This is a genomic window from Streptomyces sp. NBC_00647 (assembly GCF_045207245.1).
Classification (GTDB): domain Bacteria; phylum Actinomycetota; class Actinomycetes; order Streptomycetales; family Streptomycetaceae; genus Streptomyces.
Genome location: NZ_CP109040.1, coordinates 3,370,997 through 3,397,114 on the forward strand (window position 1 = coordinate 3,370,997; position 26,118 = coordinate 3,397,114).

General features: G+C 70.0%; 22 protein-coding genes. 11 read left to right on the plus strand and 11 right to left on the minus strand.

Translation table 11 applies throughout. The features are described from left to right. Positions 1–114: 114 nt before the first annotated feature. Entirely contained in the window at positions 115–1,497 is a 1,383-nt protein-coding gene (locus tag OG788_RS14865; RefSeq protein ID WP_406371246.1) for an alpha-amylase family protein, read from the minus strand. 195 nt (positions 1,498–1,692) lie between these two features. On the opposite strand from OG788_RS14865, the gene OG788_RS14870 reads away from it, so the two are divergent. Beyond that, a complete protein-coding gene (locus OG788_RS14870) occupies positions 1,693–2,829 on the plus strand; it encodes an alpha-amylase family glycosyl hydrolase (RefSeq protein ID WP_406371248.1) in 1,137 nt (378 codons plus the stop codon). Beyond that, on the plus strand, positions 2,826–3,737 hold the full coding sequence (locus tag OG788_RS14875) for a carbohydrate-binding module family 20 domain-containing protein (RefSeq protein ID WP_406371250.1): 912 nt from the start codon (positions 2,826–2,828) through the stop codon (positions 3,735–3,737). Before OG788_RS14870 ends, OG788_RS14875 begins: the two co-directional genes overlap by 4 nt. 122 nt (positions 3,738–3,859) lie before the next feature. Here OG788_RS14875 and OG788_RS14880 read toward each other — a convergent pair whose 3' ends face one another. From OG788_RS14880 to OG788_RS14895, 4 genes are all read right to left on the minus strand, one after another. Next, positions 3,860–5,539, minus strand: coding sequence for a glycoside hydrolase family 13 protein (locus tag OG788_RS14880; protein ID WP_406371254.1), 1,680 nt, complete (start codon positions 5,537–5,539; stop codon positions 3,860–3,862). 232 nt (positions 5,540–5,771) lie between these two features. After that, positions 5,772–6,680: an ABC transporter permease subunit gene (locus OG788_RS14885; RefSeq protein ID WP_356755513.1), complete on the minus strand. Its 909-nt coding sequence runs from the start codon at positions 6,678–6,680 to the stop codon at positions 5,772–5,774. 13 nt (positions 6,681–6,693) lie between these two features. After that, positions 6,694–7,698, minus strand: coding sequence for a carbohydrate ABC transporter permease (locus OG788_RS14890; RefSeq protein WP_406371256.1), 1,005 nt, complete (start codon positions 7,696–7,698; stop codon positions 6,694–6,696). A gap of 137 nt (positions 7,699–7,835) precedes the next feature. Continuing rightward, entirely contained in the window at positions 7,836–9,110 is a 1,275-nt protein-coding gene (locus OG788_RS14895; RefSeq protein WP_351539790.1) for an extracellular solute-binding protein, read from the minus strand. Positions 9,111–9,578: 468 nt separating this feature from the next. On the opposite strand from OG788_RS14895, the gene OG788_RS14900 reads away from it, so the two are divergent. Further along, positions 9,579–10,613 (plus strand): LacI family DNA-binding transcriptional regulator, encoded by a 1,035-nt coding sequence (locus tag OG788_RS14900; protein WP_351539787.1) that lies wholly within the window; start codon positions 9,579–9,581, stop codon positions 10,611–10,613. A gap of 108 nt (positions 10,614–10,721) precedes the next feature. Then, positions 10,722–11,582, plus strand: coding sequence for a phosphatase PAP2 family protein (locus OG788_RS14905; RefSeq protein ID WP_351539781.1), 861 nt, complete (start codon positions 10,722–10,724; stop codon positions 11,580–11,582). A gap of 41 nt (positions 11,583–11,623) precedes the next feature. On the opposite strand, the gene OG788_RS14910 is transcribed toward OG788_RS14905, so the two are convergent. Beyond that, positions 11,624–14,620 carry a bifunctional [glutamine synthetase] adenylyltransferase/[glutamine synthetase]-adenylyl-L-tyrosine phosphorylase gene (locus OG788_RS14910; protein ID WP_406371258.1) on the minus strand — a complete coding sequence of 999 codons (2,997 nt, stop codon included), beginning with the start codon at positions 14,618–14,620 and terminating at the stop codon, positions 11,624–11,626. 146 nt (positions 14,621–14,766) lie between these two features. Here OG788_RS14910 and OG788_RS14915 point away from each other — a divergent pair, with 146 nt between their 5' ends. The 4 genes from OG788_RS14915 (at position 14,767) to OG788_RS14930 (ending at position 18,585) form a co-directional block, all read left to right on the plus strand. After that, a complete protein-coding gene (locus OG788_RS14915; RefSeq protein ID WP_351539775.1) occupies positions 14,767–15,207 on the plus strand; it encodes a VOC family protein in 441 nt (146 codons plus the stop codon). Positions 15,208–15,318: 111 nt separating this feature from the next. Further along, positions 15,319–16,206 (plus strand): alkaline phosphatase family protein, encoded by an 888-nt coding sequence (locus OG788_RS14920; protein WP_406371260.1) that lies wholly within the window; start codon positions 15,319–15,321, stop codon positions 16,204–16,206. Position 16,207: 1 nt separating this feature from the next. Further along, a complete protein-coding gene (locus tag OG788_RS14925; protein ID WP_406371262.1) occupies positions 16,208–17,545 on the plus strand; it encodes an MFS transporter in 1,338 nt (445 codons plus the stop codon). Continuing rightward, complete coding sequence (locus OG788_RS14930) at positions 17,542–18,585, plus strand: TolB family protein (protein ID WP_406371264.1); 1,044 nt, start codon at positions 17,542–17,544, stop codon at positions 18,583–18,585. The genes OG788_RS14925 and OG788_RS14930 overlap by 4 nt, the downstream gene beginning before the upstream one ends. A gap of 42 nt (positions 18,586–18,627) precedes the next feature. Here OG788_RS14930 and OG788_RS14935 read toward each other — a convergent pair whose 3' ends face one another. Continuing rightward, positions 18,628–19,179, minus strand: coding sequence for a YciI family protein (locus OG788_RS14935; RefSeq protein ID WP_406376752.1), 552 nt, complete (start codon positions 19,177–19,179; stop codon positions 18,628–18,630). A 320-nt stretch (positions 19,180–19,499) separates the two neighbouring features. Further along, positions 19,500–20,861, minus strand: a complete 1,362-nt coding sequence (glnA, locus tag OG788_RS14940) for a type I glutamate--ammonia ligase (protein WP_351539761.1) — start codon at positions 20,859–20,861, stop codon at positions 19,500–19,502. Between the two features lie 328 nt (positions 20,862–21,189). Here glnA and OG788_RS14945 point away from each other — a divergent pair, with 328 nt between their 5' ends. Further along, the gene (locus OG788_RS14945; RefSeq protein ID WP_406371267.1) at positions 21,190–22,398 is read left to right on the plus strand and encodes a globin domain-containing protein; all 1,209 of its coding nucleotides are present in this window, start codon (positions 21,190–21,192) and stop codon (positions 22,396–22,398) included. Between the two features lie 245 nt (positions 22,399–22,643). Here OG788_RS14945 and OG788_RS14950 read toward each other — a convergent pair whose 3' ends face one another. After that, positions 22,644–23,078: an Rrf2 family transcriptional regulator gene (locus OG788_RS14950; protein WP_351539756.1), complete on the minus strand. Its 435-nt coding sequence runs from the start codon at positions 23,076–23,078 to the stop codon at positions 22,644–22,646. A 243-nt stretch (positions 23,079–23,321) separates the two neighbouring features. Between OG788_RS14950 and OG788_RS14955 the strand changes: the two genes are divergently transcribed. Both OG788_RS14955 and OG788_RS14960 read left to right on the plus strand, forming a co-directional pair. Further along, entirely contained in the window at positions 23,322–23,987 is a 666-nt protein-coding gene (locus tag OG788_RS14955; protein WP_351539753.1) for a DUF3105 domain-containing protein, read from the plus strand. Continuing rightward, positions 23,984–24,607, plus strand: a complete 624-nt coding sequence (locus OG788_RS14960) for a DUF305 domain-containing protein (protein ID WP_406371268.1) — start codon at positions 23,984–23,986, stop codon at positions 24,605–24,607. The genes OG788_RS14955 and OG788_RS14960 overlap by 4 nt, the downstream gene beginning before the upstream one ends. A 102-nt stretch (positions 24,608–24,709) precedes the next feature. On the opposite strand, the gene OG788_RS14965 is transcribed toward OG788_RS14960, so the two are convergent. Together OG788_RS14965 and OG788_RS14970 are read right to left on the minus strand one after the other, a co-directional pair. Beyond that, complete coding sequence (locus tag OG788_RS14965; protein ID WP_406371270.1) at positions 24,710–25,348, minus strand: hypothetical protein; 639 nt, start codon at positions 25,346–25,348, stop codon at positions 24,710–24,712. Beyond that, positions 25,345–25,893: a sigma-70 family RNA polymerase sigma factor gene (locus tag OG788_RS14970; protein WP_406371271.1), complete on the minus strand. Its 549-nt coding sequence runs from the start codon at positions 25,891–25,893 to the stop codon at positions 25,345–25,347. The genes OG788_RS14965 and OG788_RS14970 overlap by 4 nt, the downstream gene beginning before the upstream one ends. Between the last annotated feature and the right edge of the window lie 225 nt (positions 25,894–26,118).

Here is a 26,118-nt window from a genome sequence, read left to right on the forward strand (position 1 = left end):
GCGTACTCGGGTCCGACCCCGCGCAGCGTTTCGGCCACGATGCCGAACGCCCGCGTGACCGTATCGCTCACGCAAGGTTTACAGCAAGAGTCTTGCAACGTGCAGAAAGATGTTTCAGCAGCTGGACTTGCCCGCGTAGATCGCGAGGGCCGTGTTGGCACCCAGCGTCGCCGTGAACTGGCCAGAACTGTTCACCGTGATGCTCGTGTTGTTCTGGACGTTGCAGTACGTTCCCGCGGCGAGCGAGGTGCTGTACGTCCGGCTGAGCGAGGAGGTCTCGTGGTTGATCGCCACGAAGCCCTTGCTGCCGCGGCCGAAGGCGATGGCGTCGCCGCCGTTGTCCCACCAATTGGTGAGGGACTGCCCTCTGGTGGTGTTGCGGAAGGCGACCATCGACTTGATCTCCGGCCAGGCGTGCTGGCACTTCCAGCCGTCCTGCCAACAGGCATTGACGGTACCGCCGTTGGGCGGTCCGGCGTCCGCGTCGGACCACTCGTAGCCGGAGTTGATGTCGGGTGCGCCGTAGGGGTAGGCGAGCATGAAGACGTTGGCGAGGGTGTAGTTCGCCCCGTCCTTGTAGTTGAGTGTCGAGCCGTTGCGCTCGGTGTCGTGGTTGTCGACGAAGACGGCCGAGACCGAGCTGCTCATGTAGCCCCAGCCCTCGCCGTAGTTCTTCAGGTAGGCGAGGTTCTCGTTGTTGAAGACGCGCTTGAGGTCGTAGGCGTAGCGGAACTCCTGGACGTCGCCGTTGCCGGTGTACTCGGTGGGCTGGACGGCCTCGCCCGCGCCGTAGATGGCCTCCTGCTTCCAGTAGACGGACGGATTGCTCAGCCGGGACTTGATGTTGGCCAGGTCGGCGGCCGGCATGTGCTTGGCCGCGTCGATACGGAAGCCGTCGACGCCGTAGCCGAGCAGGGTGTTCATGTATCCGGCGATGGCGGACCGGACGTAGTCCTCGCCGGTGTCCAGGTCGGCGAGACCGACGAGTTCACAGTTCTGGACGTTGGACCGGTTGGTGTAGTCGCTGATGGAGGACGTGCAGTTGTCCATGTCGGCGGAGGAGTAGAGGCCCGGGTAGTTGTACTTCGTGTACGAAGAACCGCCCGTGCCGGTTCCGGAACCGGCCGACATGTGGTTGATCACCGTGTCCGTCACGACCTTCACACCGGCCGCGTGGCAGGTGCTGACCATGTTCTTGAAGGCGGTGGCGTCGCCGAGCCGGCCGGCGATCCTGTAGCTGACGGGCTGGTACGAGGTCCACCACTGCGAGCCCTGTATGTGCTCGGCGGGCGGGGACACCTGGACGTAGCCGTATCCGGCGGGGCCCAGCGTGTTGGTGCATTCCTTGGCGACCGAGTCGAATTTCCACTCGAACATGACGGCGGTGACGTCCTTGGTGCCCGGCGGCGAGGCCGCCGCCGTACCGGGGGGAACGGTCACCGAGACCGCCAGGCCCGCCGCGAGGGCGAACGAGGCCGCAAGCGTTTTCCTTGCCATGTGTGTGTGCTCCTGCACTTCGTCGTGCGGGTGGGGGGATCGGAACGTACCGCTTGCAATCAAGTTTCAGCAAGATGTCGAAAGAACTTCCAACTCCCTTATTGACGCGCCCCCTTCGGCGGTCCCACGCTCCACACGGGTCGGCCCCGCGCCCCGCGACCGTGCCGACCGGATCCGGAGAGGAGCCGCATCCCGATGGCCTTACGACGAAGAAGGATCCCCCGGCTGCTGGTCACCGTCGCGCTGGCACTGGGCGGGCTGGCCGCGCTGCCGGCCCAGCAGGCCGCCGCGGCAGACACCGGTGTCCCCAACGGCGATGTGATCGCCAACCTCTGGGAGTGGAACTGGAAGTCGGTCGCGTCCGAGTGCACGAACATCCTCGACCCGGCCGGATACGGGGCGGTGCAGGTGGCCCCGCCGGCCGAGTCGCTGAAACATTCCAGCTCTTACTGGTGGGACGTCTACCAGCCGTACTCCTACGACCTCAACAGCCGCTTCGGCACGGCGGCCGCCTTCAAGTCCATGGTCGACACGTGTCACGCGGCCGGCATCAAGGTCTACACCGACGCGGTGATCAACCACACCGCCGCGCAGACCGGCACCGGCTACAACGGCACGGTCGTCTCCAACAAGTACGACACCCCTGATTACGACCCGGCCGACAGCGACGACTGCACCACGACCATCACCGACTGGACCAGCCGTTACCAGGTCCAGCACTGCGAACTCCTCGGCCTGCCCGACCTGGACACCGCCGAGATCGGCGTCCGCGCGAAGATCACCGGTTTCCTGAACCAGCAGATCGACCTGGGCGTCGACGGCTTCCGGGTCGACGCGGCCAAGCACATCGAGGCCGCCGACATGAGCGCGATCGTCGCCGGACTGCACACCACGACCTCGGGTTCGGCGCCGTACATCACCCAGGAGGTCTATCCCGGCACACCGCCCTCGATCGACGAGTACTACGGCACCGGTGACGTCCTCGACTTCACCTTCGCCTCGCAGGTCAAGGCGCAGTTCCAGGGCGACATCGCCAACCTGTCCAGCTTCGGCAGCAGTTGGGGACTGGCCGCCGAAGCGAACTCCAACACGTTCGTCACCAACCACGACACCGAGCGCAACGGCTACTCCCTGAGCTACAAGGACGGCGCCACGGCCGTCCTCGCCAACGTCTTCCAGCTGGCCCGCGGCTACGGCAGGCCGTCGGTGTACTCCGGCTGGACCTTCGGCCAGAGCGACCAGGCCCCGCCGAACTCGGGCGGCTTCGTCACCGACACCGACTGCGCCTCCGGCTGGTACTGCCTGGACCGCGAGCGGCGGTCTCCGGCATGATCGGCTGGCACAACGCGGCGGCCGGGTACTCCGTCGCCAACTGGCAGTCCCCCGCGTCCAATGTGATCGGCTTCGGCCGGGGCGGCGCCGGGTTCGTGGCCGTCAACAACAGCTCGGGCGCCAACACGTCCACGTATACGACCGGTCTCGCGGACGGCACCTATCCGAACGTGATCGACAGCGGTGCCACCTCGGTCACGGTGACCGGCGGCCGGGCCTCGCTGACCGTGCCCGCCAAGGGCGCCGTCGCGTTCTACGACCCGGACTACGTCTGCACCGTCAACTGCGGCGGTGGCGGCACCGATCCGGGCACCGGCACGGTCACGGCCACCTTCGGCGAGTACGCGTCGACCGCCTCCGGCACGGACGTGTACGTGGTCGGCTCGGTGCCGGCGCTGGGCGGCTGGAACCCGGCGAACGCGGTGAAGCTGTCCTCGTCCGGCTATCCGGTCTGGAAGACGGACGTGTCGGTGCCGGGGAACAGCGCGATCGCGTACAAGTACATCAAGAAGGACTCCTCGGGGAACGTCACCTGGGAATCCAACGCCAACCGGACACTCACCACCGGCACGACGGCCGTGGCCGCGGACAACTCCTGGAACGTGGCCGACGCGGACGCGACGGACCTGACCTTCGGCGTGACCGCGACCACCGTCTACGGCACCAACGTCTACGTCGTCGGGTCGGTCCCGTCGCTCGGCTCCTGGAACACCGCCGACGCGATCCCGCTGTCCTCGGCGTCCTACCCGTACTGGGGCCGGCTCGTGATCGTGCCCAAGTCGACGTCGTTCACGTACAAGTACATCAAGAAGGACGCGTCGGGCACGGTGACCTGGGAGTCCGGGAGCAACCGCGCCTACACCACCGGCTCGGGCGCCGGGTACGCCGTGAGCGACACCTGGAACTAGGCACACACACGGAAGCGGTGCTCCGGCCGTCAGGTCCGGAGCACCGCTCACGCATGGGTCAGGACACCCATCGGACGAGCGGTGCTCCAGTGGTCAGGACCGGAGCACCGCTCACGCGTGGATCAGACAGCCCACCACACGGTCGTGTCGGCGGGCAGCTTCGCCCCGCCGTCCTGCGACAGGGTCACCTCGCCGCTCGCGACGAGCACCCGGCCGTACGCGGGGACCGACACGGCCTCGCTCCCGGTGTTCGCGGTGCACACGAACTCACCGCGCCGGAAGGCGAGGACGCCCTCCGGTGCCTCGAGCCAGCTGACGGTCTCGCCCGCGCCGAGGTCGGAGCGCTCGCGCCGGACGGCGAGCGCGGCGCGGTACAGCTCCAGGGTGGAGCCCTCCGTGCCGGTCTGCGCCTCGACGCTCAGCTCGGCCCACTCGGCGGGCTGCGGCAGCCAGCTGCCGCCGTCGCCGAAGCCGTACGAGGAGCCGGTGCGGGTCCACGGGATCGGCACCCGGCAGCCGTCGCGGAAGCCGTCCTGTCCGGCGCCCCGGAAGAAGGCGGGGTCCTGGCGCGCCTCGTCCGGCAGGTCGACGACGTCGGGCAGGCCGAGCTCCTCGCCCTGGTAGACGTAGGCCGAGCCGGGCAGGGCCAGCATCAGCAGGCTCGCCGCGCGCGCCCGGCGCAGACCCAGCGCCCGGTCGCCCGCGGTGCGGATCTGGGTGCCGAGGCCGGCCTCGTTGGCGAAGCGGGTGGCGTGCCGGGTCACGTCGTGGTTGGACAGCACCCAGGTGGAGGGGGCGCCGACCGGACGCATCGCGTCGAGCGTGCGGTCGATCACGGAGCGCAGTTCGGCCGCGTCCCAATGGGTGCCCAGGTACTGGAAGTTGAAGGCCTGGTGCAGCTCGTCGGGGCGCACGTAGTTGGCGGTGCGCTCGATGGTGGGCGTCCACGCCTCGGCGACGAAGATGCGCTCGCCGGAGTACTCGTCGAGGATCGTGCGCCACTGCCGGTAGATCTCGTGCACGCCGTCCTGGTCGAAGAACGGCATGACATCGTTGCCCAGCAGTTTCAGCTGGTCGTGGTCGCCGAGGTCGGGCAGGCCCTCCGCCTTGACCATGCCGTGCGCGACGTCGATACGGAAGCCGTCGACGCCCATGTCCAGCCAGAAGCGCAGGATCGAGCGGAACTCGTCGCCCACGGCCGGGTGTTCCCAGTTGAAGTCGGGCTGCTCGGGCGCGAAGAGGTGCAGGTACCACTCGCCCGGGGTGCCGTCCGGCTCGGTGACCCGGGTCCAGGCCGGGCCGCCGAAGATGGACTCCCAGTCGTTGGGCGGCAGTTCGCCGTTCTTGCCCTTGCCGGGCCGGAAGTGGTAGCGGTCGCGCAGCGAGGAGCCGGGGCCCTCGCGCAGGGCGCGCTTGAACCACTCGTGCTGGTCGGAGGAGTGGTTGGGCACCAGGTCGACGATGATCCGCAGGCCAAGACCGTGGGCGTCGCGGATCAGGGCGTCGGCGTCCAGCAGGTTGCCGAACATGGGGTCGACGGCCCGGTAGTCCGCCACGTCGTAGCCGGCGTCGGCCTGCGGCGAGGCGTAGAAGGGGCTGAGCCACACGGCGTCCACGCCGAGGTCGCGCAGGTACGGAAGTCGGGAGCGTACGCCCTCCAGGTCGCCCATGCCGTCGCCGTTGCTGTCGGCGAAGCTGCGCGGATAGACCTGGTAGATCACCGCGTCGCGCCACCAGTCGCGGTGCGCGGCGACGGTGGCGAGACCGGAGTTCGGGGCCTGGTCGGCGGAGTGCTGGCTCATGGCGTCCTTGATGCGATGGGGGTCCTCCCACCCGAACGCGGTCGGGTGCGGGGAGGAAACGGCTGTGGGGGCGACCCCCTGCTCACGCGAAGCCCTGAGCACGGGGCGAAGGCGTCGGGGCGGGGGGAATGAGGCGGCCGCGGTACCGGCGGGGTCGGATGGGCACCGCGGCCGCCACCCGCGCGCGTCGAGCGCGCGGGAGTCTTGGGCGAACAGGGATCTCCTCGGCGGATCAGCCCTTCGTTCCGCCCGCGGTGAGTCCGGTCACCAGGTTCTTCTGCACCAGGTAGAAGAAGGCGGAGACGGGTATCGCGACCAGTACGGCCGTCGCGGCCATCAGGTTGCGCTGCGCGTCGTGCTCGCTGACGAAGCTCTGCAGTCCGACGGCGAAGGTGTACTTCGAGTCGTCCAGCATGAACGTCGAGGCGAAGGCGACCTCACCGAACGCGGTGATGAAGTTGTAGAACGCCGCCACCGCGAGACCCGGCTTGGCGAGCGGCAGGATCAGCCGGAAGAAGGTGCCGAAGGGGCTCAGCCCGTCGACGCGGCCGGCCTCGTCGATCTCGAACGGAATGGTGTCGAAGTAGCCCTTGAGCAGCCAGGCGCTGTAGGGCACCGCCGTCGAGCAGTAGACGAGGATCAGGCCGAGGTAGGAGTCGATGAGCTGCAGGTCCGAGAGGATCTGGTACATCGGCACGATGAGCACGGCGATCGGGAACATCTGGGTGACCAGCAGGACCCACATGAACTTCTTGTAGCCGGGGAAGCGCATGCGCGAGACCGCGTAGCCGGTGGTGGCCGCGACCATCACGCCGACGACCGTGGTGCCGAGCGACACGATGAGCGAACTCTTCATCCACTCGAAGAAGTTCGTGTGCTGGAGCACGAAGGAGTAGTTGTCGAACGTCATCGTGTCCCAGATGCGTTCGGGGTGCAGATAGTCGTCCTTGTCCGGGCCGAGGGACAGGTAGACGAGCCAGGCGATCGGGAACAGCGCGACCAGGCTCGCGACGATCAGGATGCCGTGGGAGACGAGCGAACGGACGATGCCGCGCTGACCGCGCTTGCTCGCCGGCCGGGGCGCCTCCTCGTACCCGGAGGTCTGGTCGGCCGGAGGCGTCTGAAGTGTGGTGGTGCTCATGGAGACTCCTGCCTCAGATCGCGAGCTGCTGGTCATTGCGGTTCAGCCAGCGGCGGTAGAAGGAGGTGAAGACGATCAGGATGGCCAGCAGCAGCATGCCGTAGGCCGCCGACTGCGCGAAGTCGCGCGGCTGCTGTCCGAAGCCGAGGTAGTAGGCCCAGGTGACGAGGATCTGCGCGTCCTGCGCGGTGTTGCCGAAGAGCAGGAAGATCACCGCGAACTGGTTGAACGTCCAGATGATGCCGAGGAGCACGACGGTGGAGCTGACCGACCTGAGACCCGGCAGGGTCACGTAGCGGAACTGCTGCCAGGCGTTCGCGCCGTCCATCTCGGCGGCCTCGTACAGGGTGGCGTCGATGGACTGCAGTCCGCCGAGCAGCGAGACCATCATGAACGGCACACCGCACCAGGTGTTGACCATGATCGCGGCGAAGCGCTGCCAGAAGGTGTCCTCCAGCCACGCCGGCGCCGGCAGGTGCACCGCGTCGAGCATCGCGTTGATGATGCCGCCGTCGGCGAGCATGAAGCGCCAGCCGAAGACGGTGACGAAGGTCGGCACGGCCCAGGGCAGCACCAGGATCAGCCGGTAGAACGTCCGGCCGCGCAGCTTCTGGTTGAGCAGCAGCGCGAGACCGAGGCCGATGCAGTAGTGCAGGGCGACACACAGGACGGTCCAGGCGATGGTCCAGATGAAGTGCGACCAGAAGCGGTCGTACGACGTCGGACCCCACAGGATGTCCTTGTAGTTGTCCAGGCCGATGAACTTGTAGGTGGCGTCGATGTGGTTGACGCCGATCGTGCGGGCCGAGTTGAGGCTGTTGGCGTCCGTGAACGTCAGATAGAGGCCCCGCACCAGGGGATAGAGCACCAATCCGCCGAGTACGACGACGACCGGGGCGATCATCGCGTACGCATACCAGTACTTCTGGTACGAGTGCTTCAGACGCTGCATCCGGCCGGGACGCGGTGCTCGGTCACCGCGGCGCTTGCCGGTCGCTCGGTCGATGGCGACTGTCATGGTTCGACACCTTCTGCAAGATCAGGAGTTGGGCGCACACAGCCGGTGGCCGCCGGATCCGTTCCCCCGAATGTCCTGGGGGTTCCCCCCGGCCCGACCGGAGTCGGGCCGGGGAAGGATCCGGCGGCCACACGGGCTCACTTGCTGAAGTCCGGGACCAGCTTGGCGATCGCCAGTTCGGCGTTGCTCAGGCCCTTGTCCAGGGACTCCTTGCCGCCCGCGATCTTCGGCAGCTCGGTGTCGAGCGGGCCCCACAGGGAGCCGTACTCGGGAAGCGCCGGGCGCGGCTGGGCGGCGGGGAGGACACCCTGGTAGCCGGCGATGCCCGGGTCGGCCTTGACCTCGGCGGTGTAGGCGTCGTCACGCGTCGGCAGCGTGGAGTTCTTGAGCGCGATCGTCGACTGCGACTTCGCGGAGGTCATGAACTTCACGAACTTCAGCGAGGCCTCCTGGTGGGCCTTGTCCGAACCCGCGTACACGGAGAGGTTGTGGCCGCCGGTCGGGGCGCCCGCCTTGCCGGTGGAGCCGGCCGGGACGGTGGCGATACCGAGGTTCGTCTTGTCCGCGAAGGCCGAGCCCTTGTAGAAGTTGGTGATCTCCCACGGGCCCTGGACGATCGAGGCGACCTTGCCGTTGACGAAGGCGTCCTGGATGTGGGCGTACGCGTCGGCGGTGGTGTCCGCCTTGTGCAGGCCCTTGCCGGAGAACAGACCCTGCCAGGTGCCGAAGGCCTTCTTGGCCTCGGGCGAGTTCACCGTGATCTTCTTGGCGTCGGCGTCGACGGTGTTGGTGCCCTCGCCGTACAGGAAGGACTGCGCGTAGTAGGCCTGGGTCGAGCCCCAGTAGCCGTCGACGCCCGTCTTCTTCTTGATCGTCGCGGCGGCGGTCTTCAGGTCGGCCCAGGTCTTGGGGGCCTCGGTGATGCCGGCCTTCTTGTACAGCGCCTTGTTGTAGACGAGCGCGAGGGTGTCGGTGACGAACGGCACACCGTAGGTCTTGCCGTCGAACTTCGCCTGCTCGATCAGGTTGGGCTGGAACTTCGCCTGGTCCGCGAGGGCCGCGGTGCCGTCGAGCGGCAGGAAGTAGCCCTTCTTCGCGAAGGCCGGGGTCCAGCCGACCTCGGAACGCAGCACGTCCGGGGCGCCCTTGGAACCGGCCGCCGTGTCGAACTTGTTCTGCGCCTGGTCGAAGGGGACGTTGACGTACTTGACCTTGATGCTGGGGTTGGCCTTCTCGAATTCCTTGGCCAGGGCCTTGTACGTCGGCGCCTCATTGGTGGCGTTCGAAGTGTCCCACCAGGTGATGGTGGTGGGGCCGCCCGACTTGTCACTGCCGCTGTCACTACCGCCGCAGGCCGTCGCCGCGAGGGCGAAGGACGCCACCAGCGCGGTGGCCGCTATGCCACGCCGCATGAGATCTCCTTGAGGGTGAAAGCCCGAGTAGGTGGGGAATCGGTCCCGCCCGATCCCCTTGCCGACTTGCCGACTGCGCCGTTGCGTCCGCCGGGCGACGTGAACGTAACAGCCATGTAAGCGACGCGAAAGACCTTGCAGCAAAAAAGTGCAAGAGCTGTCGAGAGTTACGCCGCCGTGACCTCGTGGCGTCCACCCCGAAACCCTGGTATCACGCCGCTCAGCAGACATGTGGGCCTCTGTGCAAGACTCTGCAAGCTCTTGCCATCGCTGTCCGGTACGGGGGATCATCGCCCTTCAGCGCCTTGCAGGAGCCACCCCTTTCCCGCGGCGCACGCACGGGACGCCGAGCCGACCAGAACACGAGGGAGCGCGATGACGCAGCAGCCCGGAGCGGGCCGATCAACCGCCCGCACACGGCGTCTGGTTGGTGGGCAGGGTGAGATGCGACCGGTACAGTCCAATCCTGTGACCACACGGCTTGCCGACATCGCAGCCCAGGCGGGGGTCAGTGAGGCGACTGTCAGCCGCGTCCTGAACGGGAAGCCGGGCGTCGCCGCGACCACCCGCCAGTCCGTCCTGGCCGCGCTCGACGTACTGGGCTACGAGCGCCCGGTGCGCCTGCGGCAGCGCAGTGAGGGCCTGGTGGGCCTCATAACCCCCGAGCTGGAGAACCCGATATTCCCTGCCCTCGCGCAGGTCATCGGGCAGGCCCTGACGCGCCAGGGCTACACCCCCGTCCTCGCGACCCAGACCCCGGGCGGCTCCACCGAGGACGAGCTGACCGAGATGCTGGTCGACCGCGGGGTCGCCGGCATCATCTTCGTCTCCGGCCTGCACGCCGACACCTCCGCCGACATGCAGCGGTACGAGCAACTGCGTGGTCAAGGTGTCCCGTTCGTCCTGGTCGACGGCTTTTCGCCCAAGGTGCAGGCGCCGTTCATCTCGCCGGACGACCGCGCGGCGATGGCCCTCGCGGTCACCCACCTCGCCTCGCTCGGGCACACCAGCATCGGACTCGCCCTCGGCCCCAAGCGGTTCGTGCCGGTGCAGCGCAAGATCGAGGGCTTCGTGCGCACCATGCAGGAGCAGCTGAACCTGAGCCCCGCCGATGTCGAGGAGCGACTGGTCCAGCACTCGCTGTACACGCTCGAGGGCGGCCAGGCCGCCGCGAGCGCCCTGATGGACCGCGGCTGCACGGCGATCGTGTGCGCCAGCGACATGATGGCGCTCGGCGCGATACGGGCGGCACGCCAGCGCGGCCTGGAGGTCCCCAAGGACATCTCGGTCGTCGGATTCGACGATTCGCCGCTGATCGCCTTCACCGACCCGCCGCTCACGACGGTCCGCAAGCCGGTGCCCGCGATGGGACAGGCCGCGGTGCGCACGTTGCTGGAGGAGATCGGCGGGACGCCCGCGCCGCACAGCGAATTCGTGTTCATGCCGGAACTGGTGGTGCGCGGTTCGACCGCTTCTGCCCCTGGGGACCGGAATCGTCCCTAGGAAGGATGGCCGGTGGGCCTTGTGCCTCCTCCGGGCGTAGAACGTGCGACCAGGACCCGACCAAGGGATGATCGGTGGGGGAAGGCTTTTCTGGCAGACTCTGTGCCTATGGGTGAGACGACCGTGACGACACTGGAAGGCCGGGAGCAGGCCACTCCACAGCCCGTCGCGGAGGAGAAGGCGGGGAACAAGCTCCTGCGTCGTATGCGGGCCCCGCGTCGCCCCCGCCTCTGGTTCGAGATCCTGCTCATCGCCGTGAGTTACTGGACGTATTCGCTGATCCGGAACGCCGTTCCGGAGCAGCGACGCGAAGCGCTGCGCAACGCGGACTGGATCTGGCAGGTGGAACACCACCTCGGCGTCGCCGTCGAGGAGTCGGTCAATCACGCCGTGAACTCGGTGACATGGCTGATCATCGGCATGAACTACTACTACGCGACGCTGCATTTCGTGGTGACGCTGAGTGTTCTTGTCTGGCTGTACCGCTGTCATCCGGGCCGCTACGCGGCGGCCCGGCTTGTCCTGTTCGCGACCACGGCGGTGGCTCTCGTGGGCTACTACTTCTTCCCGCTCGCGCCACCCCGCCTGATGACCGGCGGCACCTTCGTCGACACGGTCATGGTCCACCAGACCTGGGGCTCGATGGCCTCCGGCGACCTGAAACACATGTCCAACCAGTACGCCGCGATGCCGTCCATGCACATCGGCTGGTCCCTGTGGTGCGGCCTGACCCTCTTCGCGCTGGCCTCGGCGCCCTGGGCCCGCATCCTCGGCATCCTCTATCCGGCGGCCACTCTGCTGGTCATCGTCGCCACCGCGAACCACTTCTGGCTGGACGCGGTGGGCGGCCTGCTCTGCCTCGCCTTCGGCTTCCTGGTGGCGCGCCTGTGGTACGGGGCGCTGCCGTACTCCCTGCCGCAGTGGGTACCGGGAACGCGCGGGGCGCCGGCCCTGCCGTTGAAGGCCTGACCGCCGCCCGCCGTCACGTTCCGTGACCGTCCGGGGCTCCCTCAGGCTCCGTAGAACAGCTCGTCCACCACGGCCCGGGCCCGCCGGGTGGTCCGCCGGTAGTCGTCGAGCATGTCCCCGACGTGCCCCGGGTCGTACCCCAGGTACCGGCCCACGGCGGCGAGCTCACGGCCGTCCGAGGGGAAGGTGTCCCCGGCCCGGCCCCGCACGAGCATGACGGCGTTCCGGACACGGGTGGCCAGGACCCACGCCTCGTCCAGCGTCGCCGCGTACTCCGTGGACAGCAGATCCGCCGCGCAGGCGGCGGCCAGCGCCTCCCGCGTCCGGGTCGTCCGCAGGCCCGGCTCGACCCAGCCGTGCTGCAGCTGGATCAGCTGAACCGTCCACTCCACGTCGGAGAGACCACCGCGCCCGAGCTTGGTGTGCAGCGTGGGGTCGGCGCCGCGCGGCAGCCGCTCCGTCTCCATCCGGGCCTTCAGCCGCCGGATCTCCCGCACGGCCTCCTCGCCCAGCCCCTCCGCCGGATACCGCAGCGGATCGACCAGCTCCATGAAGCGGCTCCCGAGGTCGGCGTCCCCCGCCACGACCTCCGCGCGCAGCAGCGCCTGCGACTCCCACACCAGCGACCAGCGCCGGTAGTACGCCTCGTACGAGTTCAGGCTCCGGACCAGCGGCCCGGACTTCCCCTCGGGCCGCAGATCCGCGTCGATCAGCAGCGGCGGGTCCGCGCTGGGCAGCTGGAGCAGCCGCCGCATCTCGGACACCACGGCGTTCGCGGCCCGCGACGCCTCCTGTTCGTCGACGCCCTCCCGCGGCTCGTGCACGAAGAGCACGTCCGCGTCGGAGCCGTAGCCGAGTTCATGGCCCCCGAATCGGCCCATCCCGATCACCGCGAACCGCGTGGGGAGCGTGTCCCCCCAGCCGTCCCGCACCACGGCCCGCAGCGTTCCCGCCAGCGTCGCCGCCGTCAGATCGGACACCGCGCCGCCGACCAGGTCGACCAGTGCCCCCTGATCGGCGACCGCCGGCGTCTCCTCGGTTCCGTACGAGGCGACGATGTCCGTCGCGGCGGTGCGGAACAGCTCCCGCCGCCGCACGCCGCGCGCGGCGGTCACCGCCTGCTCGCCGCCGTCGGCCCGCCGCACCGCGGCGAGGATCTCCTGTTCCAGATGGGCACGGACGCGCGGTTCGAGGCCGCCGCTCTCCCCGTCGCCCAGCAGTGCCACCGCCTCCGGCGCCCGCATCAGCAGGTCCGGGGCGAGCCGCCCCGCCGAGAGCACCCGCGCGAGGTTCTCGGCGGCGGCGCCCTCGTCCCTCAGCAGGCGCAGATACCAGGGGGTCTTGCCGAGCGCGTCCGACACCTTGCGGAAGTTGAGCAGGCCGGCGTCAGGGTCGGCGGAGTCCGCGAACCACCCCAACAGCACCGGGAGCAGGGTCCGTTGGATCGCTGCCTTGCGGCTGACCCCGGAGGCCAGCGCCTCCAGGTGGCGCAGCGCGGCGGCAGGATCGGCGTACCCGAGGGCGATGAGCCGCTCCCGGGCCGCTCCCGGGCTCAACCGGGCCTCGACCGGCGCAAGTTGGGCCACGGCGTCCAGCAGCGGCCGGTAGAACAGCTTCTCGTGCAGCCGCCGCACCATGGCCGCGTGCCGCTTCCACTCCCGGTTCAGTTCCTTGACCGGGTCGGCGCGCAGCCCGAGCGACCGCCCGATCCGCCGCAGATCGGCCTCGTCCTCCGGCACCAGATGTGTGCGCCGGAGCCGGAAGAGCTGGATGCGGTGTTCCATCGTCCGCAGGAAGCGGTAGGCGTCGTCCAGTTGTACGGCGTCGGCGCGTCCCACGTATCCGCCCGCCGCGAGCGCCTCGAGGGCGTCCAGTGTCGTACCGCTGCGCAAGGACGTATCGGCCCGGCCGTGCACCAACTGGAGTAGTTGTACGGCGAATTCGACGTCCCGGAGCCCTCCCGGAGCGAGCTTCAGCTCCCGCTCGATCTCGGCGGCCGGGATGTTCTCGACGACGCGGCGCCGCATCTTCTGCACGTCGGCGACGAAGTTCTCCCGCTCGGCGGCCTGCCACACCAGCGGGGAGAGCGTGGCCACGTACTTCTCGCCCAGCTCCAGGTCACCCGCGACGGGGCGGGCCTTGAGCAGCGCCTGGAACTCCCAGGTCTTGGCCCACCGCTGGTAGTAGGCGAGATGACTGCTGAGCGTGCGTACCAAGGGACCGTTGCGGCCCTCGGGGCGCAGGTTGGCGTCGACCGGCCAGATGCTGCCCTCGACGGTCGTCTCGGAGCAGATCCGCATCATGTGCGAGGCGAGCCGGGTGGCCGCCTGCACGGCCTTCTGCTCGTCGGCCCCCTCGACACCCTCCCCGACGAAGATCACGTCGACGTCGGACACGTAATTGAGCTCGTGTCCACCGCACTTGCCCATCGCGATGACCGCGAGCCGGCACAGGGCGGCGTCGTCGGGCGCGGCGGCCTTGGCGATGGCGAGCGCGGCGCGCAGGGTCGCGGTGGCGAGGTCGGCGAGTTCGGCGGCGGTCTGGGCGAGGTCGGTGGTGCCGCAGACGTCGCGCGCGGCGATGGAGAGCATGCAGCGGCGGTAGGCCACGCGCAGCGAGACGGGGTCCGTCGCGTCCGCCAGTCCCCGTTCGAACTCCTGGACCCCGGGATGCAGGTCCTGTGCCTCGTAGGTGACGAGGGCCTGCCAGTCGTGCGGGTGCCGGGCGAGGTGGTCGGCGAGCGCGGCGGAGGCGCCGAGCACGCCCAGCAGCCGGTCCCGCAGCGGTTTGGCCGCGATCAGTGTGTCGAGGAGCTCCCGCTGGGCGGGGTGCCCGTCCTGCGCCTCGACGAGCCGGACGAGTCCGAGCAGCGCGAGGTCCGGGTCGGCGGTGGCGCCCAGCGCGTCCAGCAGGACGGGGTCGGACCGCACGGGCGCCAGTTCGGGCCCCTCCAGGAGCCGCTCGGCCGCCGACGGATCGGTGAAGCCGTGTCGCAGCAGCCGCGTGAAGGTACTGCTTCTGCGCCCCGGCGCCGTCATCCCGGCCTCCTGTCGGATCGGACTCCACGGAACATCGGATCAAGGTCGTGCGAAGCGAGCCTAACCCCGGTCCCCAGGGTGGCGCCCCGCGCCGGTCTGGGCTTCTGTGGACTGAGCCATGAGCCGTACGACAAGGGAGTCAAGCCATGGACATGACCCTCGAAGTGATCCTGCTGCCGGTCTCCGACGTGGACCGGGCCAAGGAGTTCTACCGGGACAAGGTCGGCTTCCATGTCGACCTGGACGGGGAGGTGATGGAGGGGGTGCGGATCGTGCAGCTGACGCCGCCCGGGTCCGGGTGTTCGATCGCGCTCGTCGACGGGCTCGAGGTCCCGACGGGGACGCCGCGGCCGGGGACGTACCACGGGATGCAGCTGTGCGTCACGGACGCCAAGGCGGCGTACGAGGAGCTCACGGCCCGGGGGCTCGACGTCAGCGAGCCGGTGGAGTTCGCTCCGCGGGACGGTGCCACGTTCATGTACTTCAAGGACCCGGACGGGAACGGCTGGGCGATCCAGGAGTACCGGCGGCGGGAGACGGAGCCGCTGCACCGGCTGCTGAGCGAGCTGGCCGCCCAGCGGCAGTAGTTCATCCGCTCTTCATCCCTCCGGTTGGGGGACGTGAGGAGAGGGAATCTTGGCGTGTGCATGCTCTGTCCGCACCGCCACCGTCGCCTCTCCCCCCACCGGAGGTCTGAAGTGTCCGGCAGAAACGTGTACCGCCGCAGTCGTGCCCTCGTGGCATCCGCCCTCGCCTTCACCGCAGCCGCGGCCGGGCTGTGGACCGGGTTCGCCGGTTCGTCGCCCGCCCGCGCCGCGGCCGCGGTCCCGACCCCGGACCACGTCGTGGTCGTGGTCTTCGAGAACCACGCGTACAGCCAGGTGATCGGCTCCTCCAGCGCGCCGTACATCAACTCGCTCAAGACCGGCGGGGCCAATCTCTCCCAGTCGTACGCCGAGACGCACCCGAGCCAGCCCAACTACTTCGCCCTGTTCTCCGGCTCCACCCAGGGCATCACCGACGACAGCTGCTACACGCCCGGCTTCTCCTCCGCCCCGAACCTCGCCTCCGAGCTGATCGCCGCGGGCAGGACGTGGGGCAGCTACAACGAGACCCTCCCCAGCCAGGGTTCGACCACGTGCAGCAGCGGCAAGTACGCGCGCAAGCACAACCCCTGGTTCGGCTTCAGCAACGTTCCGACGTCCAGCGCCAGGACGTTCGCCCAGTTCCCGACGGACTACACGACCCTTCCGCAGGTCTCCTTCGTCGTCCCGAACCTGTGCAGCGACATGCACGACTGCTCGGTGTCCACCGGCGACACCTGGCTGAAGAACAACCTGAGCGCGTACGCCACCTGGGCCAAGACCCACAACAGCCTGCTCGTCGTCACCTTCGACGAGGACAACCGGCTCAGCGGCAACAAGATCCCGACGGTGCTCTACGGCCAGCAGGTGACCGCGGGTTCCTCCTCCACCACCACCTACAACCACTACGACCTGCTGCGCACGCTGGAGGACATGCACGGCCTCCCGCACGCGGGCAACGCGGCCTCCGCCAAGGACATCACGGGCATCTGGACGTCCTGACATGTACGTAGCGGACAGCCGCGCCGGTACACCGGAGTCTCCGGCGGCGTCCGCGGAAAGCGCCGCCCGGCCCCGCGCCGGGCGGCGCCGTAACGCGGTCGCGCCCACGGTGCTGGCACTCGGCACGGTCAGCCTGATCACCGACGTCTCCTCGGAGATGGTGACGGCGGTACTGCCCCTGTACCTGGTGGCGGGCCTCGGCCTGTCCCCGCTGGGCTTCGGACTTCTCGACGGGATCTACAACGGCTTCTCGGCCCTGGTCCGCCTGGCCGGGGGCCATCTCGCCGACCGGGGCGGCGGCCGCCACAAGTGGGTGGCGGGCGCCGGGTACGCCATCTCGGCGGCCTGCAAACCCCTGCTCCTGGTGGCGCAGACCCTGACCCCCATCGGCCTGGTCCTCGCGGCCGACCGCACCGGCAAGGGCCTGCGCACCGCCCCGCGCGACGCCCTCATCTCCCTGTCGAGCACCCCGGAGACCCGCGGCCGCGCCTTCGGCGTCCATCGCGCGATGGACACGGCGGGCGCCCTGCTGGGCCCGCTGGCCGCCTTCCTGATCCTCCGGGCCACCGTCGACGGCTACGACGCGGTGTTCATGGTGAGCTTCTGCGTGGCCCTGGTCGGCGTTCTGGTCCTGGTCCTGTTCGTGCCGGGGCGTTCGGGTGCGCGGGCCCCGCGTACGACGACCGAAGACGCCGCCGCGACCTCCACCCCCGCGGCCCCCGCCGCGCCGCGCCCCACCCTGCGCGCCGCCCTCGCTCTCCTGCGCCGCCCGGAACTGCGCCGCATCGCGCTCTGCGCGACCCTGCTCGGCCTCGCCACGGTCAGCGACTCGTTCGTGTTCCTGCTGCTCCAGCGCAGGCTCGGGGTGCCGGACCGCTGGTTCGCGCTGCTGCCCCTCGGCACGGCCGCCGCGTTCCTGCTGCTGGCCGTCCCGCTCGGCCGGCTCGCGGACCGGGCCGGCCGGTGGCCGGTGTTCCTGGCCGGACACGGCGCCCTGCTCCTCGCGTACACCCTGCTGCTCACGTCCTGGCACGGTACGGCGCTGCCGTACGCCGTCCTGCTCCTGCACGGCGGCTTCTACGCGGCGACGGACGGGGTGCTCATGGCCGCGGCCTCGGACAGCGTGCCGAAGGAGCTGCGCTCGTCCGGGCTCGCGCTGGTCCAGACGGGTCAGGCACTGGCCCGGTTCGTCTGCTCGCTCGGCTTCGGCGCGGCGTGGACGGCGTGGGGCGACCGTACGGCGCTCGCCGCTTCGGCCGGCGCACTCGCCCTGGGCGCCCTGTTCGCGCTGAGCCTGCGCCCCACCCACCGCACCCCCTCGGCAGAAGGTCCCGCATGACGCTGCGAACCCGCATCCTGGTCCTGGTCTGCGCCCTGGTCGTCCTGGCGGGCGTCGCCACGGCCTCCGTGCTGCACGCCTCGGCCCGCGCCGAGCGCAGGAACGAGGCCCGCCCCGGCGGCCCGCGGATCACCGCGGGGCGGGTCTCCCTGACCGACCCCCGGCGGCTGGTGTTCCGGAACATGGCCTGGGGCCCGCACCGCGACGAGCTGACCTCCGTCCCGGCGTCCGACCCGTCGGGCCCGCGCACGGCGTCCAAGGTCAAGTGCCTGCGCTTCTACGCCGCTTCGGGCACCGGCGTGTGCCTCCAGGCGGTGCACGGCACGGTCCGGGACACCTACCGGGCGGTGATCCTCGACGCCGGTCTGCGCGTGACGGCCCGCTACGACGTGCCCGGCATCCCGTCCCGCGCCCGTGTCTCCCCCAGCGGCCGGTACGCGGCCTGGACGGCGTTCGTGGGCGGCGACTCCTACGCGGGCACGAACTTCTCGACCCGGGCGGCCGTCGTCGACACCCGCACGGGGAGGCTGACACCGTCCATGGAGGCGTACCGCGTGGTGAAGGACGGCAGGACCTACCACGCGGCCGACGTCAACTTCTGGGGCGTGACCTTCGCGGACGACGACCGCACCTTCTACGCCACGATGGCCACGCACGGCACCACGCACCTGGTCCGCGGCGACCTGCGCACCCGCACCGTCACCACCCTGCGCACGAACGTCGAATGCCCGTCCCTCTCACCCGACGGCACCCGCGTCGCGTTCAAGAAGCGCGTCAAGGGCCTTCCCCAGGACGCCCCTTGGCGCCTGTACGTCCTCGACCTGCGCACCGGGCGCGAAACCCCGCTCGCCGAGCCCCGCAGCGTCGACGACCAGGCGGTCTGGCGCGACGACCGCACCCTCGTCTACGCCCTCCCCGGCGACTACGGAGCCGACCTGTACATGGTCCCGTCCGACGGCACGGGAAAGCCGCGGCGCATCAGCACCGCGGCGGTGTCTCCCGCGTATGTGCGCCCGCGGGTCACCTTCGGCGCGTCGTAGCGCGGCCAGGGCCGGCCCCACCGGTTCCGCCGCCGCCTCGCTTCACGACGGCCGCCCGCCGAACTGCCAGTCGTGGACCTCGATGTCGGCGTACCTGTCGGGGGTGAGGACGGCGCGGGCCGCGCCCCGGTCCGGCGCCCGCACCAGCGCCGCCGTACCCAGCCAGGCGGAGCCGTCGTCCGACAGCAGCGGCCCGTAGGCGATCAGCCCGTCCTGCTCCGGCGGCACCTCGAGGTCGGCGGCCCGACCCGCGCCGAGGCCGAGCACCAGGTACCGGTCGCCACCGGTACGGCCGCCGGGAAACTCCCACATGGTGCGCCCCAGCGTGTTGCGCCACCGGCGCACCAGCACGTCGCGGTACACGCCCGCCTGGTAACCGGGCTCACCGAAGGCGAACGCGTGGGCGGCCGCGGGATCCGGCAGGTCGACGATGTGCACACTGCCGGTGGGCGCGTCCCGGTCACCGTCGAGGGTCGGGCCGCGGGCGATCATCTCCGCCGCGTACCGGTCCATGTAGGACCAGTGCTCCTCCAGCAGTTCGTCGCGCAGTTCCAGGGAGCCGGGCCGGTCACGGTGATAACAGAAGAACTCCATCCCCACAGTCTTCATCACCGGCCCGCTCCACCGACCAACAGGCGTCGCAAGGAGCGGAGTTGACGGCGGAACCCGGTGCTCCGCGCCTCAGCTTCCCCACCCATGCGCGTGACTCCGACCCTCCGGACACACCGGCCCAGGGGGAGCCGAACTCCCGATCCCTGCCTCACCGCCGGGGGGCGGCCCGGGCACCCGCCTCACCGCCCGGCGCCGTCCCCGGCCCGGGGGCGGCCCCGGCCCCCGAAGACACCGCAGGGCCGACGGTCACCGACCGTCGGCCCCACGCGCCGTTCTCGCGGGAAACCCGCCCCGACCTGCCCCTACAGCACCGGCAGGTTCTTCCGCAGTTCGAAGGCGGTGACCTCGGAGCGGTACTCCTCCCATTCCGACTTCTTGTTGCGCAGGAAGAAGTCGAAGACGTGCTCGCCGAGGGTCTCGGCGACGAGTTCGCTGCGCTGCATGAGGGCCAGCGCCTCGCCGAGGTTCTGCGGGAGGGGCTCGATGCCCATGGCGCGGCGCTCGGCGTCGGAGAGGGCCCAGACGTCGTCGTCGGCGCCCGGCGGGAGCTCGTAGCCCTCCTCGATGCCCTTCAGGCCCGCGGCCAGGAGCAACGCGTACGCCAGGTAGGGGTTAGCGCCGGAGTCGATCGAGCGGACCTCGACCCGCGCCGAGCCCGTCTTGCCGGGCTTGTACATCGGCACGCGGACCAGGGCGGAGCGGTTGTTGTGGCCCCAGCAGATGTACGAGGGGGCCTCGCCGCCGGCGCCCGCGGTGCGCTCCGAGCCGCCCCAGATGCGCTTGTACGAGTTGACCCACTGGTTGGTGACGGCGGAGATCTCCGCGGCGTGCTTCAGGAGCCCGGCGATGAAGGAGCGGCCGACCTTGGAGAGCTGGTACTCCGAGCCGGACTCGTAGAACGCGTTGCGGTCGCCCTCGAAGAGGGACAGGTGCGTGTGCATACCGCTGCCCGGGTACTCCGAGAACGGCTTCGGCATGAAGGTGGCCTGCACGCCCTGCTCCAGCGCGACCTGCTTCATGATCAGCCGGAAGGTCATGATGTTGTCGGCCGTGGAGAGCGCGTCGGCGTAGCGCAGGTCGATCTCCTGCTGGCCGGGGGCGCCCTCGTGGTGGCTGAACTCGACCGAGATGCCCATCGACTCCAGCATCGTGATGGCCTGGCGCCGGAAGTCCTGGCCGACGTTCTGCGGGGTGTGGTCGAAGTAGCCGGAGTTGTCGGCGGGGGTGGGGCGCGAGCCGTCCAGCGGGCGGTTCTTCAGCAGGAAGAACTCGATCTCGGGGTGGGTGTAGAACGTGAAACCCAGGTCCGAGGTCTTGGCGAGGGCGCGCTTGAGGACGTACCGCGGGTCCGCGAAGGACGGGGAGCCGTCCGGCATGAGGATGTCGCAGAACATACGGGCCGTACCGGGGGCCTCGGCGCGCCAGGGCAGCACCTGGAAGGTCGACGGGTCCGGCTTGGCGATCATGTCCGACTCGTAGACGCGGGCGAAGCCCTCGATGGCCGAGCCGTCGAAGCCGATGCCCTCGTCGAAGGCCTGTTCCAGCTCCGCCGGGGCCACGGCCACCGACTTGAGGAAGCCGAGTACGTCCGTGAACCACAGACGTACGAACCGGATGTCACGCTCCTCCAGCGTCCGGAGCACGAACTCCTGCTGCTTGTCCATCTTCCGCTTCCACCCATCCTTGCTGGTCAGGCCGCCTGCTCCCACGCCTCGAAGACGATCGGCGCACCTGAGCATCCCACCACAACACCATTTCATGCGCGTTGCGGACCTTGATCGGCCGGGCGACCTCGGTCTGAACGCCTCGCGTACGGCAGGTGTCCTGCTCTGCTGCACATACTGCCTGCTCACGCCCGCCCCCGTAATAGCCCACCCTCACTCTCCGGCCCCACGGGCTTTAATTTGCATCTCAGATGCAAGTTTTACTAGGGTGCGGTGCGTACAAGGGGGCCGCAACCCACCGTTTCCGCCCTGGCTTTGAGGAGTCCTGATGCTGTCCGAACCATCCGCCTCGACCGTGCGCGCCACACTCCCCGTCGTCGGCGCCGCCATCGGCGAGATCACCGAGCGCTTCTACTCCGGGCTGTTCACCGCCCACCCCGAGCTGCTCCGTGATCTGTTCAACCGCGGCAACCAGGCCGCCGGCACCCAGCGTCAGGCCCTGGCGGGATCCATCGCCGCCTTCGCCACCTACCTGGTCGAGCACCCCGACGAGCGGCCCGACGCGATGCTGAACCGCATCGCCCACAAGCACGCCTCGCTGGGTGTCGCGCCCGATCAGTACAAGGTCGTGCACGAGCACCTCTTCGCCGCCATCGTCGAGGTGCTGGGCGACGCGGTCACCGCGGAGGTCGCCGCCGCCTGGGACGAGGTCTACTGGCTCATGGCGAACGCCCTGATCGCCATCGAGAAGCGCCTGTACGACGAGCAGGCGGACGACGGGGTCCCGCGCCCCTGGGTGGTCACCGAGCGCGTCGAGGAGACCGCCGACGTCGCCACCTTCCGGAGCCGCCCGGCCGACGGCGGCCCCCTCCCGGACTTCCGGGCGGGCCAGTACGTCTCGGTCTGCGTCCGGCTCCCGGACGGCGCCCGCCAGATACGCCAGTACAGCCTCTCCAGCGCGCCCGGTTCACCGGTGCGCCAGATCAGCGTCAAGCGGGTGCGCGCGGACGAGAATCCCGGCGCCGCGGCGAGCCCCGAGGGCGAGGTCTCGAACCACCTGCACGCCCACGTCCGCGAGGGCAGCGTCCTCGAGGTCTCCGCGCCGTACGGCGACCTGGTCCTCGACGACGCCGACGCCCCCGTCCTCCTCGCCTCCGCGGGCATCGGCGTCACGCCGATGATCGCCATGCTGGAGCAGCTCGCGGTCTCCGGCCACAAGGCCCCCGTCACCGTGGTGCACGCCGACCGCTCCCCCGCCGAGCACGCGCTGCGCGCCGACCACGAGGCGTTCGCGGGCAAGCTCGCCGACGCGGAGACCCACTTCTGGTACGAGCACCCGGAGCCGGGCCACCCCGCCGACCGGACCGGTCTGGTCGACCTCTCCGGAGTGACCGTGCGGCCGGGCACGCACGCCTACCTGTGCGGCCCGCTGCCCTTCATGCGAGCGGTACGGACCCAGCTCCTCGGGAAGGGCGTGCCCGCCGCCGACATCCACTACGAGGTCTTCGGGCCGGACCTCTGGCTGGCCCAGGACTGAGACTGTCCGGCGGATCCACCGTGGAGACGGGGTCCGGCACGCCCACACGGCCGGCCGGACCCCCGGGCTCCACGGAGCACGATGCCCGGTCAGGGCCGTGCGCGTACTCCGGGCTCCGGGCTCCGGGCTCCGGGCTCCGGGCTCCGGGCTCCGGGCTCCGGGCTCCGGGCTCCGGGCTCCGGGCTCCGGGCTCCGGGCTCCGGGCTCCGGGCTCCGGGCTCCGGGCTCCGGGCTCCGGGGCGAAGCTACGGCCTCCGGCTGATGCCGAGCAGCAAGGGCCCGGTCGGCTCGGCAACCACGTCGGCGATGGTCAGCGGGTCCAGTGAGGCGTAGAAGGCCTCCTGGGCCCGCCGCAGAGCACCCCGCAGCCGGCACGCGGAGACGAGCGGGCACGGCGTGTCCCCCTCGCACTCGACGACCTCGCCGTCTCCCTCGAAGGTGCGCACGATCGCGCCGACGGACGCTCCGCGCCCCTTCTCGGTGAGCGTGAGACCGCCTCCCCTGCCGCGCCGGGCATCGAGCAGCCCGAGGTGCTGGAGCTCCGCGACGACCTTGGCGGCGTGTGTGTAGGGGACGTTCATGTCGGCCGCGACCTCGCGCGTGGTGGGCGTCGAGTCGCCGACGACGGCCAGTCGCATCAGGAAGCGCAGGGCCAGGTCGGTGGATCGCAACAACCGCATGCCCGACAGCGTAGGTAATGCGCATCTTAGGTTCAAATTTTCCCTCCGCCCCCGTCCCGCATCCCGCCGCCGCGTCCCGCGTCCCTCCGCTCCCGCGTCCCTCCGCCATCACGGCGCGCCTCTCCCCCGCCCGCCTCCCGGCCCGCCCTTTCTTCGGCCAATCCCGTGCCCTCCCTGCCGACGCCCCTCCCTTCCCGATTACGATCGGCGAACCCGACCGCCCCATCCCCATAAGGACTCACCATGGGTTCCGCCAAGAACACCAGCACCGCCTCGCGCCAGGCGCGCATCGAAGAGCTGCGCCGCGCCGAGCGCAATCGTGAGCGGCGCAACCGGATCCTCGTGATAGCGGCGAGCACGGTCGTCGTCGCCGGTCTCGTCGCCGGCGGAGTCGTGCTCGTCCGGTCCCAGTCGGACAAGAAGGACACGGCGAGCGACTCGAAGGCGGCGTCGGGGCACTTCGTCACGGGCGCGGACGGCGTGAAGACCTGGAAGGGCACCCTGGCGCGCAACCACGTCACGAAGACCGTGAGCTACCCGATGGAGCCGCCGGTCGGCGGTGACCACAACCAGGTCTGGATGAACTGCAACGGCGACGTCTACTCCAAGGCGGTCGACAACATGAACGCCGTGCACTCGCTGGAGCACGGCGCGGTCTGGATCACGTACAACGGCAAGGCGCCCGACGCCGATGTGAAGGCGCTCGCGGCGAAGGTCAAGAAGACCCCGTACACGCTGATGAGCCCGGTCGAGGACCAGAAGGACCCGATCATGATGAGCGCCTGGGGCAAGCAGCGCACGGTGACCGGCGCGAGCGACAAGAACGTCGACGCGTTCCTCTCGGAGTTCGTGCAGGGCAAGCAGACGCCCGAACCGGGCGCGGCCTGCACCAACGGTCTGGCCCAGTGAGGCAGGTCGGCTGGATCGCGGGCGCCGCGGCGGCCGTGCTCGTCGCGGCCGGGGCGATCACCTACGCGGTCGCCGACGGCGACGACTCCGGGACGCGGGCACCCGCCGCCGACTCGGCGGACGCTGGCTTCGCGCGGGACATGGCGGTCCACCACCAGCAGGCCGTCGAGATGTCGTACATCGTGCGGGACCGCACCAAGGACGTGGAGGTACGGCGTCTCGCGTACGACATCGCGCAGACGCAGGCCAATCAGCGCGGCATGCTGCTCGGCTGGCTCGACCTGTGGGAGCTGCCGAAGGTGTCCTCGGACGCGCCGATGACCTGGATGGGCATGGGGGACATGGCGTCCGGCAAGGACGGCTCGCTGATGCCGGGCATGGCCACCAACAGCGAGATGAAGCGGCTCGGCACGCTCGACGGGAAGCAGGCCGAGGTCTTCTATCTCCAGCTGATGACCGCCCATCACAAGGGCGGCATCCACATGGCCGAGGGCTGTGTCGCCCAGTGCACCGTCGGCGTGGAGAGGCGGCTCGCGCAGGGCATGGTCGACGCGCAGCAGTCGGAGATCAGGCTGATGGCCGACATGTTGAAGGAACGGGGCGCGAAGGCGCGCGACTAGCGCGTTTCGCCGGGTGCGGCGGCCGGGTGCGGCGGCCGGGTGCGTGGAACGGTCCGGGGCAGCGCCCCGGACCGTTCACCCCGCCCCTCCGCCGCCGCGCGGTCAGCCGCGCCAGTCCGTACCGCATTTCAGGTGGACGCCGGCCGGTACGAGCCGCTCCACCGAGCCGGGCCGTCCCTGGGTGACGGCGAGCTGGGCCCGGTTCAGGTAGCCGATGAAGAGCTGGGTGTGGGCGGGCATGGCCGCCGGGTCGTAGACGAAGACGACGGTGCCGTCGTCCCGCCTCTCCCGCTTCACGACGTCCTCGACCCCCGCTCCCGAGCCGTGTTCGTCGACCCCCGTGCGGTCGTCCGGTCCCTTGCAGAACACCCCGGTCTTCACGAGGACGGGGAATCCCGCCCCGCGCAGCGCCTTCTGGAGTCCCGTCGGGTTCTTGAAGTACTGCTCCTTGGTCCAGGTCACCGCGACCTTGCCGTCCGACCGCTTGGCGACGGTGAACGCGACGGCTTCGGCGTCCCCGCCCGCGGGCGGGGCGGTGGACGGGTGGCCGTAGCCCGGCGCGCCGAGCGCGAGGCCCGCGGCGGCGGTGACGCCCACGGCCGCGACGGCCAGCCGCCCGCGCCGCCTCCGGACCGCGCGGCCCTCGGCCACGATCCGTTCGACGGGCACCACCATGGCGACGTCGTCGAGGGAACCCTTCAGGGCGTCCAGGACGTCCCTGTCGTCGTCGGTTCCGTTCATGATCCTGCCTCCGGGGTGTCGAGGGTGACGAGGTGGCCGCGGAGTGTCCCGACGGCCCTGGCCAGATGGGCGGTGACGGTTCCGGGCGCGATGCCGAGCGTCTTCGCCGTGGTCGCCGTGTCGAGGTCGAGGAAGACCCGCAGCGCGACGACCTCCCGCTGTCGGCGCGGCAGTTCTCGCAGCACGGCCAGCAGCCCGGGGTCGAGCCCGGCTCCGTCGGGCTCCGCGCCGGCGGTGTCCCGGCCGTCGTGGTCGCCGAGCGCGACCTCGTGCCGGCGCCGACGCCACCACGAGACACGGGTGTTGAGCGCTGTCCGGACGATCCACGCGCGGGGGGCGGGATGGCCGCGGACCCGGGGCCAGGCCGCCCAGGCGCGGGCGAACGCCTCGGCCACGAGGTCCTCGGCGAGCTGCCGGTCGCCGACCGCGGCGAGGACCGCCCTCAGACAGACGTCCCGCCCGCGGCGGTAGAACTCCTCGAACTCCAGCTGCTTCACATCCCCAACACGCTCCAGGGACTCGATCCGCTTACAGAAGACGGGCACCTCTTTACAGAGCCCGGGACGAGACAGAGGGAAAACCCTCGATTGTGGTCAAGAACCCATCCCAAATCACCTCAAACAGCCGCCAATCGCGGCCACTTGGGCTTTCCTTGGCTTGTTCATTCCCCTGGCATGAACGGTTCATCGAAAGAGTGGCCCCCATCTGTGATCCATTCCTCCCGCCCTGGTGGGGCGCGAGGGTCTCGCGTGGATCACCGACCAACCACT

Excerpts from the sequence above, each read along its gene's own strand:
- OG788_RS14965 (WP_406371270.1), bottom strand. The coding sequence starts at position 25,348 with ATGAACGGAACCGACGACGACAGGGACGTCCTGGACGCCCTGAAGGGT.
- OG788_RS14890 (WP_406371256.1), bottom strand. The coding sequence starts at position 7,698 with ATGACAGTCGCCATCGACCGAGCGACCGGCAAGCGCCGCGGTGACCGA.
- OG788_RS14905 (WP_351539781.1), top strand. The coding sequence starts at position 10,722 with ATGGGTGAGACGACCGTGACGACACTGGAAGGCCGGGAGCAGGCCACT.
- OG788_RS14870 (WP_406371248.1), top strand. The coding sequence starts at position 1,693 with ATGGCCTTACGACGAAGAAGGATCCCCCGGCTGCTGGTCACCGTCGCG.
- OG788_RS14930 (WP_406371264.1), top strand. The coding sequence starts at position 17,542 with ATGACGCTGCGAACCCGCATCCTGGTCCTGGTCTGCGCCCTGGTCGTC.
- OG788_RS14945 (WP_406371267.1), top strand. The coding sequence starts at position 21,190 with ATGCTGTCCGAACCATCCGCCTCGACCGTGCGCGCCACACTCCCCGTC.
- OG788_RS14910 (WP_406371258.1), bottom strand. The coding sequence starts at position 14,620 with ATGACGGCGCCGGGGCGCAGAAGCAGTACCTTCACGCGGCTGCTGCGA.
- OG788_RS14950 (WP_351539756.1), bottom strand. The coding sequence starts at position 23,078 with ATGCGGTTGTTGCGATCCACCGACCTGGCCCTGCGCTTCCTGATGCGA.
- OG788_RS14880 (WP_406371254.1), bottom strand. The coding sequence starts at position 5,539 with ATGAGCCAGCACTCCGCCGACCAGGCCCCGAACTCCGGTCTCGCCACC.
- glnA (WP_351539761.1), bottom strand. The coding sequence starts at position 20,861 with ATGGACAAGCAGCAGGAGTTCGTGCTCCGGACGCTGGAGGAGCGTGAC.
- OG788_RS14915 (WP_351539775.1), top strand. The coding sequence starts at position 14,767 with ATGGACATGACCCTCGAAGTGATCCTGCTGCCGGTCTCCGACGTGGAC.
- OG788_RS14865 (WP_406371246.1), bottom strand. The coding sequence starts at position 1,497 with ATGGCAAGGAAAACGCTTGCGGCCTCGTTCGCCCTCGCGGCGGGCCTG.
- OG788_RS14955 (WP_351539753.1), top strand. The coding sequence starts at position 23,322 with ATGGGTTCCGCCAAGAACACCAGCACCGCCTCGCGCCAGGCGCGCATC.
- OG788_RS14895 (WP_351539790.1), bottom strand. The coding sequence starts at position 9,110 with ATGCGGCGTGGCATAGCGGCCACCGCGCTGGTGGCGTCCTTCGCCCTC.
- OG788_RS14875 (WP_406371250.1), top strand. The coding sequence starts at position 2,826 with ATGATCGGCTGGCACAACGCGGCGGCCGGGTACTCCGTCGCCAACTGG.
- OG788_RS14925 (WP_406371262.1), top strand. The coding sequence starts at position 16,208 with ATGTACGTAGCGGACAGCCGCGCCGGTACACCGGAGTCTCCGGCGGCG.
- OG788_RS14885 (WP_356755513.1), bottom strand. The coding sequence starts at position 6,680 with ATGAGCACCACCACACTTCAGACGCCTCCGGCCGACCAGACCTCCGGG.
- OG788_RS14935 (WP_406376752.1), bottom strand. The coding sequence starts at position 19,179 with ATGGAGTTCTTCTGTTATCACCGTGACCGGCCCGGCTCCCTGGAACTG.